This is a genomic window from Lewinellaceae bacterium, from assembly GCA_020636105.1.
Lineage (GTDB): Bacteria > Bacteroidota > Bacteroidia > Chitinophagales > Saprospiraceae > BCD1.
Window position 1 is genome coordinate 1,891,633 of sequence record JACJYL010000001.1, and the last position, 13,175, is coordinate 1,904,807.

The following is a 13,175-nucleotide window of genomic DNA, read 5'->3' on the forward strand; positions in this document are numbered from 1 at the left end:
GCACCATAATTAACGAGGCGGGGGCAATATGAACAAATATTCATTTTATCTTTTAATTTCCTTGGGTTTATTCTTCACCAATTGCCAGGAAACCCCAAAGGAAAATTTAATCCAGGCCGGTAACTTATCGTTTGATACGTTTTCGCATACCTGGTATGCGGCCTTCTGTAGTGACGATACAAGCTCTTGTGCCAAGGTCGTAGCTTCTTACCCGCTCGTTTCTGATAACCCTTCAGGTGTCGGAAAAACCATTAATGACAGTATTTTGAAATTTGTCAAATCTTCCATCAATAGCTTTCAATTGGAACAATCCGGCCCCGACATTACTGTTGAAAATCTGGTCGCTGAATTTTTCAATGAATACCAAAATTTTGTGAATGATTTCCCGGAATTTGAAATGCCCTGGACGATTGAAATCAAAGGTAAGGTACTTTTTAATTCAGATCAAATCATTTCTGTTGAACTCGAGGAATATTCTTTCACTGGCGGCGCCCATCCCAATTACGGGATCACCCTGTTAAATTTCGAACTGGCCACCGGGAAGATATTAGCCCTGGATGATATTGTTGATAATACGGAAAAATTAAAAATCATTGCCCGTGAAAAATTCAGGATTGCCCGCCATCTGAAAGCGGGCCAGAGTTTTGAAGATGCCGGATTCTTTTTTGGCGACTCCTTTATCCTTCCGGCAAATTTTGCCCTTACCGAAGAAGGACTTTTTCTTTTTTACAATCCTTATGAAGTAGGCGCGTATGTTTTGGGCCCCACCTTTTTTACGATTCCTTACCAGGACATCCAATCCATTATGAATGTACCTTAATCAATTTTTTTGTCCAAAAAGCAATCTATAATGCTTAATATTGTCTTTTAATGAAAATTATCGAATATAAATCATTTACCATGAATCTAAAATCATTCCTTTTAATGTTAATTATTCTTTCCATAGCGGCGTGTGGCGGGAATTCCAACGAAAAAAAGAATACTGTAAAAAATACCCCCGTAGCGGTCACCCCTTTAAGTGAACCTTCTGAGGCCATGGGAGCCATGCAAATGCAGAAATGGGAAGTTACCGATATGATCTACAATAATATCGGTATGGGTATTGCCCTGGACAAAAATCCATACCTGATTTTCCGTGGAGGCCGCATCAGTGGTTTTGCAGGATGCAACTCGTTTGTAGGGGAGTACGTTGAGGGCAAAGATTCCGGATTGAATTTTAAGAATATTGGATCAACCAAAAAAATGTGCCCTGAAGCAGGAAAGGAGGAAGCCGTGTTCATCGATCTTTTGAACGGGGCCAACAGCTATTCCTTAAATAGTGATCATTCCAAACTCAAGATCATCTCCCAGCTGGGAGAAATTCATTTAATACAGAAATAATCTAAAATCATGCTGAACCGCCAGGATCCTTCCAAAACTAACGCCTGGAAGCTTTTAACTGCCCACTTCAAGGAAATGGAAGCCGTGCAGATGGTGGATCTTTTTGCTAAAGACCACGATCGCTTTAATCATTTCTCCGCCCAATTCGGAGACATGCTCGTCGATTATTCCAAAAACAGGATAACAAAAAAAACGATGGAACTGCTGTTGCTGCTGGCTGAAGAGACCAGCGTAAAAGAAGCCATCGGTCAAATGTTCTCAGGAGAAAAAATCAATGAAACCGAAAACAGGGCCGTTTTACATACTGCGTTGAGAAACCGCTCCAACACCCCCGTTTTAACAGATGGGGAAAATGTTATGCCAGGCATTAATGCAGTACTGGATAAAATGGAAAATTTTTCCGCCAACCTGTTGGCAGGAAAATGGACCGGTTTTACCGATAAAAAAATAACCGATATCGTCAATATTGGGATTGGAGGTTCTGATCTGGGGGCCGTTATGGTCACCGAAGCCCTCAAACCTTATTGGCAGGAAGGTGTTCGGCCTCACTTTGTTTCCAATGTGGACGGAACCCATATGGTGGAAACCGTCAAAGACCTCAACCCTGAAACGACTCTTTTTATTATTTCTTCCAAAACGTTTACCACCCAGGAAACGATGGCCAATGCCCATTCCGCACGCAAATGGTTCCTTGAGGCAGCCAAGGACCAAAGCCACGTGCGAAAACATTTCGTAGCCGTTTCCACTAATGCCGAAGCAGTAGCCGCTTTTGGCATTGACCCCCAGAATATGTTTGAATTCTGGGACTGGGTCGGAGGAAGGTATTCGCTGACTTCGGCGATCGGGCTTTCCATTGCCTGTACTGTTGGCTTTGAAAATTTCGCGAAATTACTCGAAGGGTTCCATGCGATGGATAACCATTTCAAAACCACCTCTTTTGATCAAAATATCCCTGTACTGCTGGCACTGATAGGCATCTGGTACAATAATTTCTTTGGCGCTGAATCCGAAGCTATTTTGCCCTACGATCAATACCTGCATCGTTTTCCTGCATATTTCCAACAAGGGAATATGGAAAGCAATGGAAAAAGGGTTGACCGCAGCGGACAGACCGTTTCTTACCAGACCGGCCCCATCATCTGGGGAGAACCGGGCACCAACGGCCAACATGCTTTTTACCAGCTCATCCACCAGGGTACCAAACTCATCCCATGCGACTTTATTGCCCCGGCCATCAGCCACAATCCTGAAGGAGAACACCATAAAATGTTGCTTTCCAACTTCTTTGCACAGACTGAAGCCTTGATGAAAGGTAAAAAGGCCGAAGAAGTGGAAACAGAATTGAGGAAGGAAGGCAAATCTCAAAGTGAGATCGATTTCCTGGTGCCTTTTAAAGTATTTCCGGGAAACCGGCCGACGAATTCCATCCTCGTAAAAAAAATCACGCCGGAAACCCTGGGAAGTCTGATCGCCATGTACGAACATAAGATCTTCGTTCAGGGGATTATCTGGAACATTTTTAGCTTTGATCAATGGGGCGTACAGCTGGGTAAACAACTGGCCAATAACATTTTGCCGGAATTGCAACATGATCAAAAGATCACCAGCCACGATGTTTCCACCAATGGGCTGATCAATGCTTTTAAGGAATTCTCAAGGATCTAATTGCTGCATTTGTAAGGACAAACACAACAATTATGCTTAAATTCCCTTAAATTGTAAACTCCTTTTTGAAATGGTCGTTATTTGATTATGGCTTATTCGTTTTGCGGATGGCCATAATCAAAGACCGGTCCTGTTTCCCTATGGAAAGGATTTACAAAAGAATAAAGCTATGTTGAGATCCTACAAACTATTACTCGCCTCTTTTTTGATATTGGCATCGTCGAACTTATGGGCCACCCACAACCGCGCCGGAGACATTGCTGTTGAAGTTGTCGGTGATTGCACCTCCAGCCTGACGGTAAAAGCCACTATAACCACCTACACTAAGGCGAGTAGCTTTTCCGTTGACCGGGATACTTTGGAATTGTGCTGGGGCGATGGCACCTGCATCATGGTGGGCAGGACCAACGGTCCCGGTAGTCCGCCACAGGGACAATTGCTGGAAAACGATACCAAGAAAAACATTTATATCGGCTACCACACCTATACCGCCAGGGGACAATATACGATCTCCATGCTGGACCCCAACAGGAATGCAGGCATCCTCAACGTAAACTATCCCAATTCTGACCAGATCACTTTTTTCATACAAACGGTTTACACCATGCCCAACCCAAATACCATCGGGTGTAACCAAACGCCTATCCTGAGTCAGCCTCCGGTTGATGTAGGCTGTGTAGGGCAAAAATTTACCCATAACCCCAATGCTTACGACCCTGACCCGAATGATAGCCTGGCTTACCGGCTTACCATCCCGTTGCAGGACGTGGGATTGATCGTGCCCAATTATAATTATCCCAGTCAGATCATGCCAGGGGTAAACAACAGCATCACTATAAACGAGAAAACGGGAGATATTTGCTGGGATGCCCCGCAACAGGCCGGGGAATACAATATTGCCTTGCTCATTATTTCCTACAGGAATGGAGTGGCCATCGATACCGTGCTTCGGGATATGCAGATCCGTATTTTTGACCAGTGCGACAATGCGCCCCCGATTGTGGAAACGCCTTTCGATGATATTTGTGTCGTAGCCGGAACCCTTGTTGAATTTGATGTGATCGCCACGGCCCCGCTTTTTGAATCAGATCAGCGGGTGAGGCTCACTGCCCTTGGCGCGCCCTTTGTCCAGCAATACAGCCCGGCGACTTTTGAAGTGGAAAACTTCCTTTGGGAGGAGGATCCGGTTATCAAAACATTCAGATGGCAAACTTCCTGTGAGCATATTTCCAGTCAGTACTATTCGGTAGTATTTAAGGCAGTGGACGACTTTTTCTCCAATGATTCCGGCCTGGCTACCTTGAAAACGGTGCGCATAAAAGTGGTGGGACCGCCCCCTGAAGATGTCCAGGCAGAGGCTTCTTCCAACAAGGTGAACCTCAGCTGGGGCAAACCTTACGATTGCGAGGATGCCGCCGAAAACTATTTCCAGGGCTTCACGATTTGGCGCAGGAACGGATCCAATAATTTCACTGTTGACACCTGTGAACCAGGACTGGAGGGGAAAGGGTACACCAAAATTAATACCAACCTGATCCTGAATGTTCTGGACGACAGGTACGCTTTCACAGATGAGAACGTGGAAGCGGGAAGAACTTATTGTTACCGGATATTGGCTCAGTTTGCCCTGACCACCCCCGACGGGTTAAATACCTACAACAAAGTGGAAAGCCTTCCTTCCATGGAAGTTTGTGTGCAGATCGGGCGGGATGTCCCCCTGATCACTAAGGTGGATGTTTTGAGTACCGATGCCTTCTCAGGCAGCATGAACGTTTGTTGGTCCAAACCGAAAATTCCGGATCTTGACACCTTGTTACATCCGGGGCCTTATGTTTACGAGGTGCTGCGTGCCCTCGGGCAAACGGAGGATGAAAATGCTTTTCAGCCTATCGGCGTCTCTTTCACCAGCCCGACTTTTACTGCGGCCAATGATACCTGCTTTATAGATACCGGGCTCAATACCCAGGATAATCCATACAGTTATATGATCCGGTTTACGGCCAACGGTGAACTCATAGGAACCACCAAAACAGCGTCCTCCATTTTCCTCACCAGTTTTGCTACGGATAATACCAATGAGTTGAGTTGGAGCGAGCTGGTGCCGTGGGACAATTATCAATACACCATTTACCGTAAGAATCCCTCAGGCGTGACCTTTGATTCCATTGCGGTAACCGGGGATTCTTTTTATAATGATGAAAATCTCGTCAACGGGTTTGAATATTGCTACAAAATCAGGAGCCAAGGCACCTATAATATTCCTGAAATCGTGGATCCTTTGATCAACTTCTCCCAGGAATTGTGCAGTATTCCGATGGACAACGTTGCTCCGTGTGCACCGACATTGATCGTGGAGAATATTTGTGACCTTGGTTTCAATTGCAGCGAAGTGACTCAATTGGCCAATACATTGATCTGGACCAATCCGATTGATATTTGTGAGGAAACAGATGATGTGACCGGTTATTACATCTATTATGCCCCGACCGAGGGAGCCGGTTTTACCAAAATTGCGGTCATCGAAGACTCAGGCCTCCTGGAATTCGAACATACCCCTGAGATCGGCATTGCGGGTTGTTATTACGTCACAGCGATAGACACCCTGCTCAATGAAAGTATGGGCAGTGACACGATATGTGTGGACAATTGCCCGTTTTACGAACTGCCCAATACCTTTACCCCTAACGCGGATAATCAAAATGATGTTTATAAACCATTCCCCTATTGTTTTATCGAACGGGTGGATTTCAAGGTATTTAACCGGTGGGGAGAACTCATTTTCGAAACTGAAGACCCCGACCTCAACTGGGATGGCACAAACCTCCGCGGAGCAGATGTTTCTGAAGGGGTTTATTACTACAACTGCCAGGTTTACGAACAACGGGTCAATGGAATTACCATAAGGCCGGAGATTTTGAAAGGTTATATTGAGGTGATTCGGTGAAGGTGATTCGGAGAGGCATCAAAGCACCTGATTGAGGTGCTTTGTCCGTGATGCTGTATATAAAAAAGGGGCTGCACCGATTTTGGTGCAGACCCTTTTTTAGGAAAATGAAAAATTTAAAATGATAAACCTGCCAGCTTCGCCGGAAGGCTGGTTTAAAAGTAAAAAGTACTGATTTTCAGCGATTTACAAGATCAAGGATGTCAATTTATTTTTTCATCGTTCCTTGTTTATTCTGATACTGAATTTTTTCTTGAACCTTTAAAGCCGGTTAATCAACGGAGTATCATTACCTGCTCGTTCCTCGCAACTTGTCTGAACCAGGATTTTCGGGATTTCAGCATTGCCAGGATTAGTTTGTGTCCTGCCCGACGGCTCGTGCCTCGCAACTTTCAGGAATCAAAAAACAATCGACAAAATTTCAAAAAAAAACCACTGCTCGTTACAACCTCCGGGTTGTACACGGACAAAAGCCGAGGGCTCCAGCCTCGCAACTTTCAGGAATCAAAAAACAACCGACAAAATTTCAAAAAAAAACCACTGCTCGTTACAACCTCTGGGTTGTACACGGACAAAAGCCGAGGGCTCCAGCCCGGCGGGCTCCAGCCTCGCAACTTGTCTGAACCAGGATTTTCCGGATTTCAGCATTGCCAGGATTAGTTTGTGTCCTGCCCAACGGCTCGTGCCTCGCAACTTTCAGGAATCAAAAAACAACCGACAAAATTTCAAAAAAAAAACCACTGCTCGTTACAACCTCCGGGTTGTACACGGACAAAAGCCGAGGGCTCCAGCCCGACGGGCTCGTGCCTCGCAACCCCCAATGTTCGCAGCCTGTCTGCTGACGCCGAAGGCAGGCACTTAACTTCCCCCTCATGCGCTCATCGTATAAGTGGCTCAGATCCTCTTCGGCATTGGGTGTCCATTGAAGCAATAATCTGGAATTAGTCATAAAACTACTGATCACAACCTGATGCTTCGACCTCCAAAGTTCACCAAGGTATTATGGTCATTCGGACATCGGATACGCCTACGTTTTTTTTTTAATCCATGTTTGTTGATTAATTTGAATCCAGTTCCGCCTGGATGAATAAAAAAAAGACCGCCAACAGGGAGATTGGCGGCCGCGATTACAAACATGAGAACATATGAGATATTTTAAACCGATGTCTTTTTGACTAAAACTATTCCGGCACAGACCATTTTTAAGGCAAGGATAAAAAGGCTGTGCCGGAAGTTTCAGCGTCGGGTGAGTGTTTGTTCACTGGATTTGTTCATGATCTTTTTATGATTATTGGCTGGTCATATCGGCTCATCCAATAAATAGAGTTGATATTTTTCAACAATTTGAATAAGCTTTTTATCATAACTCTTGTCTTTTGAATATTTCAGCTTTTTAAGCCCTTTTGCCCAGGTTTTATAACTGCCTTCCGCCTCAAAAAGCGATTGGTATTCCGCCCTTAGAAAAAGGCTGTGGGCCCGCCAGTTCTCCCAGGCATTTCCATAGTTTTTGTCGGCCAATGGTTTGCCAAAGTGATTGTTGGTTTCCCTGGCCATGGGCGATTTTCCGGCAGCACTTTCCAAAATGGCCTGGGCAAGATTAATACTGGCCGGGATGCCAAATTTTTCCATTTCGGTGCGAGCTACTTTGGTAAACCGTTTCACATACGCCTTAACCTCTTCATTTGTCGGGGCAGGCATCGTAGTGGTCTCTTTTTTTTCTGTGGTGGTGTAACTAACGGCCTGGACCAAACTCATTTCATCTTTGTGCACCGCTGCGGTTTCTTCCAATTCAGAAAAAGAGGGCGCGCGCATATTGATGGAAAAATTGATATCCTTTTTGGCCACAATAAAAACCGCAACAGCCACCACCCCAATTTTAAACCAGGGCAACCTGATCTCCCCTTTTAGATTAGGCATTAGTCCGTGTAAAAAATATTTCAAAACCACGAAGATTCTTCCCAGTCCTGAAAATAATTGTTTGAAAAGATGCCAGATATCAGAAACAGGAAAATAATGTCCGGTATCCCCGGAATCCATCCCACGTTCACTTCTGCTGACTCTGGAGTGTGCCTGGCGATTATCCGCCCCGGCGTTTGAGTTTGTATAAGAAAGTTTCATAACGGGTGATTTTTGAATTTAACCAATTGACCCTACAAATATAAAACTTTTTGTTGGTTAAAGTCAAATTTATTAAACAAAAATGTTTAATAAATTTTAAATCCCTTTCTTATTTAAAACAATTTTGAAATAACCCATTGATATTCAACACTTCCTACCCTATCAAAAAAACAATATTTTTATTGTCGCGGTATAAAATGGTATTCCAATAGTTCATTCTTCCATAAAACAGAACCCTTATGGTCAAACAATTTGCTACTTCCATATCGTTTTTTGTTGGAATTATGCTCCTTAATGTCATTTCTGTTTACGGCCAGCCATGTGCTGGTGGAGACAATAATTAAAATTTTGTAAATTTTGCCCCGCGCCAAAGCACTGGGCTATCGAAATGGCGTTATAGCACCAATGGGAAAGGAATTTAATCCTGCCATGCCCTTAACTTTTTTAAAACCAGTAAAATTTGGGGCAATCCGATGCAGCAGCACCGAACCGGCTATCCTTCCATCAAAGATTTCAGCTTCATGGCCACCCCCATATCGCCTTTTACCTTGACTTTGCCGGTCATCACAGCCATCATGGGGTTCAATTCTCCCTTAAAAAGTTTTTGGAAATGCTCACTCGTAGTGGAGATCATACAATCGGCCTCTTTGTCTTCATTGGAAATAATGTTCTCCGGTCCATTTCCATCCAGGAAAATAAATTCTCCGTCAATCTGGAACTTAAGCGTCGCACCAAAGGGAGCATTTTTTTGAGCCTGAGCTCTGATCATTTCGGTTACTTCTGAAATATTCATCGATTGAAATATATATTTTAATTTTAAAAAATCACTCTACGTATTCCTGCCTGATCACCAGGCTGTAAAATTCACCGGACAGTTCAAGATACCCCTGTTCATAGCAAAAATGGTAAATATTTCCTGATTTTGTTTGATACAGGTTGGTAAAATAACGAAATTTAAACCCCATTTCCACGAGCTGATCTTTGTGTACCTTGGCTTTCCCATAAGGATTGAGTTGGGCCAGTATCCGTCGGTTTTTCATTAATGTTCGTTGGATGGTACGAACAAAATTGGTCGTTTCACTGTGGATTTTATTGTTGTAGGCACTTCGGCAATTGTCAGAACAATACTTTTTATCCAGACGGCCCATAAATTCATCCGCACATTCAAGGCATTTTTTCTTTTTCATGTTGGTTTATTTTCAAATGGTTATAATTCATCCTGCAAAAATCAGCCGTATCAGGTCATGCTTTCAATTTTTGGTTAAAAAGCATCCAATTACCGCCAACATCAAGGAATTGCCCGTCGGGAAAAACGGGTAAAAATCCTTCCTCAAAAAAAGTCTTCGTCTTTTTAACATCCTCCGAATTGGCGGCCAGCCGGTTGTACAAAAAAAGCCCATTGGGCGTCAGCAGTTTTTTTATCTTTTGTAAAAACAGGGCTTCTTCGAACACTGAAGGAACCGTATCGTCCAGGAAAACATCCATGCAGATCATATCATAACGATCTGAACATTGCATCACAAAAGCGTTGGCATCCGCACAAATCAATTCAATATTCGAGGTCATATCAGAGAGAGAATACTTGTTGGCCAGGTATAAGACTTCCTCATCAATCTCAACGGCCGTAAAATAATAATCGTGGCCTTGTTTTTCCAAAATAATAGGAATGCTCCCCAAGCCAAACCCGAGGATCAGGACATTATCTATTTTCCGGTCATGCAACTTTGCCTTTTTAAAGGCCCTGACAAAATTATCATAACGATCTTCATAAGAGTACACCGCATGGGCTGTACACAACTGGTAACGGCCTCTCCGCAAGCTTACATAAAGATGTGGATTATAGGTACTTGGAGCACTTTCAACATGTAACTCTCCAAAATAACTAAAGAACCGTTTCCAAAATGTCTTCTGCATTTGATGTGGTTATGGTTAATATTTTTTCTCTGCCGTGCACTTTATTGTGTCACGCTGATTTCGCTGATTTCCGGTGATTCTTTTCGGTTATTTCCCCTTATTTTTCCGACAAAAGTACGGAATGACATTATATTCCATCTGCGAGAACCTACCATATATTTCCAGGGCTTTCCCAAAAGTGAACATAGTGAACAGGATTATTTACAGTGTCCTCACACCACATTAAACCTCCTCAACCGTCCATGCTTCGGCCTTTTCACCGAAAAGTGGTTTGACCAATGCCCAGGTACTTTGGAACAAATCCGACTGCCTGTACTTTTCCAAAGCAGCTTCATCCTCCCAAAGGCTGTAGGTAAAAAAAACATTTTCAGGGGATTTACCTCTCAGCAATTCAACTCCGCTACAGCCCTCAAATCCGCTGATCTTTTCTTTTCGTTCCAGGTAAATTTTGAGAAACGTTTCCGTTTTGTCCTCCTGGAAAGTCATCTTTACAATTCTTTTAATCATTGGGTTCTTCTGCATCTAAAAATTCAATTTGTATGGTATCCTCCAGATCAAAACCTAACAACCCTGCCGCATTTCCCATGTTTATGGCCACTTCCAAATGATCGGCAGAATTAAACAGACACAAAATTTCCCCAATCGGCACATCATAATAATGCTCACAGATTCTTAATATCGGGTCATGCCCTTTAAAGGTTAACTTAAAAGACCTGTTATAACCTATTCTATCAAAAAGCTCCCTGCTGATATTGGTAATTACATTATCGTAATTGTCAATATGGATCACCGCCCCCCGAATATGGGAAGCCCCGGTTACCGGCTGAAAACTGATTCGTGTCAACAAGGTTTCCTGTCGTTCTCCTATACTATATAAGCCGCGACCTTCCGAAATGTGACTCACTGCGCGTGAAAAAATGCCTTTTAATTCAAAATTACTGTCATTTTCGGCCGGAAGCCGGTAAATTTCTTTAGGAACTTCCTCAAAGATCAAAGAAAAGATGCCATTGTCGGGACCGATAAAAAAATGCCCGTCCTTTTCCATGGCAAGAAAAGAAGAGGGTCCGCTGCTGTCGTTTACGGTCAAAATGTGGATAGTTCCCTTAGGGAAATGATGCCAGGCATTTTTAAAAATAAAAGAAGCCCGAACGATATCGTAATTTTCAATCTGGTGAGTCAGATCTACCAGATTCAAGGTCGGATTTTGGCATAATAAGGCCCCTTTAATTAGGGCGAGATAATAATCCTGCCATCCGAAATCCGTGGTCAGTGTAACGATGGTATGTTGCTGTATTGTGGTATCCCCCATTTGGTGTAGCTCGGTTTTTCTCCATTCACCTGGCCGTAAATGAAGGCTGAAACATAATTTGGTAAAATTAGGTTTTTTTTTTGAGAATGAATAAGAGGAATTAAAAACTCATTTTATGAAAATAATTAAAGTCGAAACCATAAATTACTTTAATTTTGAACGCCTCCTTTAATGGCGAAATAACTAAAAAACAATTTTTCTGCATATTATGAAAAACACAATAATCTGCTTTTTCAGGATGCCATCCCTGGTGTCAGTGTCGCTTGCCCTGATTTTTTTCGCCTGTCAAAATGGTGGTACATTGTCCAATTCTGATGGGCAAACAGTACCTTCCGATGGCAGTACCTTAACATTTAATTCCTACGAGCAAATCGACCAGTTCGATCTGGCTACCCTAAAAAAGTCAGGCTCCCGCGAAAGCGAAGGCGGCGACTGCACCAGCCGGGTGACCACCTACGAAGGGAAGGGGCTGAAAATTGTGATCGACTCCTCTGATTGTGGCGATAATGGAAAGTATTTTACTTATTACCTGCTGGATGATAAGGAAGGTATTCGCATGGTACAGGTCAAAAACATAGAGCCTGTTTATGACGAAGATGATGGGCAACATCAACTTTTTTATTCCCTGTCGGAAATGATCATCGACTTCCGGGGAGCTGATCCTGCCGTAAAAATGAGGGCAGATAAGGTTCCCCTGCAAACAGCTGAGTCCACGGTAACCCTGGACGAAAACTACAATTCCCCTCCCTGGGTCATCCTCAATGAAAAAGGCGATCATTTTGTATTGGACAAAAAAGTAGACTTTAAAGGCGATTGGTATGAGTTATCCAAAAAAGCCATAAAAGACCGGTTATCGGAAATGACCATATTACCAAAGCAAATTCCCATTCAGATAAACGGGCAACTTGGCATGGGCATCCGTGGCGAATTCCGTTCTATGTGTGAGGAGGCTATCAATGAAGTGGTTTCCCTGAAAGAATATGAAATGCGTCAGCAGATTGACCAATTCAAAAGGATGACCAAACCGTTTGTGGTGGTTCCTTCACCCGGCGATGAGGGCACGCTGGATTTCTGGAACAAAAGGTACGACTCTTTGTAATATCAAAGGTTCATTATAAACGCTCAACAAATACGAGGATGAATAACCTAAACCATTTGGATTAAAATCTCTGATAATCAACTGATAAAAAATCAACCGAAACACCCTTGAGGGCGGCCTTTCACCTGATCGCACAACTTAACAGCTGCTGGCGTCCGTTTTTGGTTTCGATAAAACCATCCAGCTGGTCTCCGATTTTCACAGGCCCCACACCGGCGGGAGTACCTGTGAAAATGAGATCTCCCATCTGGAGTTTGAAGTATTTTGAAATAAAAACGATGATGTCTTCAAAAGGAAAAAGCAGGTCGGTAGTCTTGCCACTTTGCACCATTTCATTGTTTTTCAGGAGTTCGAAGGCAATGGCTGAAGGATCTACCAGCTCTTTTGAAATAAAGCGGCCCAAGGCAGCCGAGCCGTCAAAAGCTTTTGCCAATTCCCAGGGTTGTCCTTTGTCTTTGAGCTCCGATTGCAGATCCCTGGCGGTAAAGTCTATGCCAAGTGTGATTTCATTGTAATAATCGGCAGCGAATTCTTTTTGTACGTGGCGGCCGTTTTTTTCGATTTTCAGCACCACTTCACATTCATAGTGAAGGTCTTTTGTAAAATCGGGATAGTACAGAGGTTTATTATTGATCAAAAGTGCTGAAGGAGGTTTCATGAAAATGACAGGCCTGTCCGGAACCGGATTGTTCAGTTCCCTGGCATGGGCAGCATAATTTCTACCGATACAGATTATTTTCATCTAC

Annotated in this window: 13 protein-coding genes; 5 read left to right on the forward strand and 8 right to left on the reverse strand. The window is 43.4% G+C overall.

Translation table 11 applies throughout. The features are described from left to right. Positions 1-28: 28 nt before the first annotated feature. From H6571_06975 to H6571_06990, 4 genes are all read left to right on the forward strand, one after another. Entirely contained in the window at positions 29-820 is a 792-nt protein-coding gene (locus H6571_06975) for a DUF3298 and DUF4163 domain-containing protein (GenBank protein MCB9323469.1), read from the forward strand. Positions 821-924: 104 nt separating this feature from the next. Next, positions 925-1,380, forward strand: coding sequence for an META domain-containing protein (locus tag H6571_06980; protein MCB9323470.1), 456 nt, complete (start codon positions 925-927; stop codon positions 1,378-1,380). 9 nt (positions 1,381-1,389) lie between these two features. Then, the gene (gene pgi / locus H6571_06985) at positions 1,390-3,045 is read left to right on the forward strand and encodes a glucose-6-phosphate isomerase (protein MCB9323471.1); all 1,656 of its coding nucleotides are present in this window, start codon (positions 1,390-1,392) and stop codon (positions 3,043-3,045) included. A 169-nt stretch (positions 3,046-3,214) separates the two neighbouring features. Beyond that, positions 3,215-5,989: a gliding motility-associated C-terminal domain-containing protein gene (locus H6571_06990; protein MCB9323472.1), complete on the forward strand. Its 2,775-nt coding sequence runs from the start codon at positions 3,215-3,217 to the stop codon at positions 5,987-5,989. Between the two features lie 703 nt (positions 5,990-6,692). Here the strand turns inward: H6571_06990 and H6571_06995 are convergent. The 7 genes from H6571_06995 to H6571_07025 all read right to left on the reverse strand — a co-directional run bounded on the left by H6571_06995 (position 6,693) and on the right by H6571_07025 (position 11,330). Further along, positions 6,693-6,938 (reverse strand): hypothetical protein, encoded by a 246-nt coding sequence (locus H6571_06995; protein MCB9323473.1) that lies wholly within the window; start codon positions 6,936-6,938, stop codon positions 6,693-6,695. A 350-nt stretch (positions 6,939-7,288) separates the two neighbouring features. Further along, positions 7,289-8,107, reverse strand: coding sequence for a glucosaminidase domain-containing protein (locus tag H6571_07000; GenBank protein ID MCB9323474.1), 819 nt, complete (start codon positions 8,105-8,107; stop codon positions 7,289-7,291). Positions 8,108-8,600: 493 nt separating this feature from the next. Continuing rightward, the gene (locus tag H6571_07005; GenBank protein ID MCB9323475.1) at positions 8,601-8,900 is read right to left on the reverse strand and encodes an SCP2 sterol-binding domain-containing protein; all 300 of its coding nucleotides are present in this window, start codon (positions 8,898-8,900) and stop codon (positions 8,601-8,603) included. Positions 8,901-8,931: 31 nt separating this feature from the next. Beyond that, positions 8,932-9,294, reverse strand: a complete 363-nt coding sequence (locus H6571_07010) for a hypothetical protein (protein ID MCB9323476.1) — start codon at positions 9,292-9,294, stop codon at positions 8,932-8,934. Between the two features lie 55 nt (positions 9,295-9,349). Further along, positions 9,350-10,021, reverse strand: a complete 672-nt coding sequence (locus H6571_07015; GenBank protein MCB9323477.1) for a fused MFS/spermidine synthase — start codon at positions 10,019-10,021, stop codon at positions 9,350-9,352. A 222-nt stretch (positions 10,022-10,243) separates the two neighbouring features. Further along, positions 10,244-10,528, reverse strand: a complete 285-nt coding sequence (locus H6571_07020; GenBank protein MCB9323478.1) for an antibiotic biosynthesis monooxygenase — start codon at positions 10,526-10,528, stop codon at positions 10,244-10,246. Further along, entirely contained in the window at positions 10,521-11,330 is an 810-nt protein-coding gene (locus tag H6571_07025) for an SAM-dependent chlorinase/fluorinase (GenBank protein MCB9323479.1), read from the reverse strand. Before H6571_07025 ends, H6571_07020 begins: the two co-directional genes overlap by 8 nt. Positions 11,331-11,538: 208 nt before the next feature. Between H6571_07025 and H6571_07030 the strand changes: the two genes are divergently transcribed. Then, positions 11,539-12,429, forward strand: a complete 891-nt coding sequence (locus H6571_07030; protein ID MCB9323480.1) for a hypothetical protein — start codon at positions 11,539-11,541, stop codon at positions 12,427-12,429. A 121-nt stretch (positions 12,430-12,550) separates the two neighbouring features. Here the strand turns inward: H6571_07030 and H6571_07035 are convergent, their stop codons facing one another. Further along, complete coding sequence (locus H6571_07035; GenBank protein ID MCB9323481.1) at positions 12,551-13,171, reverse strand: fumarylacetoacetate hydrolase family protein; 621 nt, start codon at positions 13,169-13,171, stop codon at positions 12,551-12,553. Between the last annotated feature and the right edge of the window lie 4 nt (positions 13,172-13,175).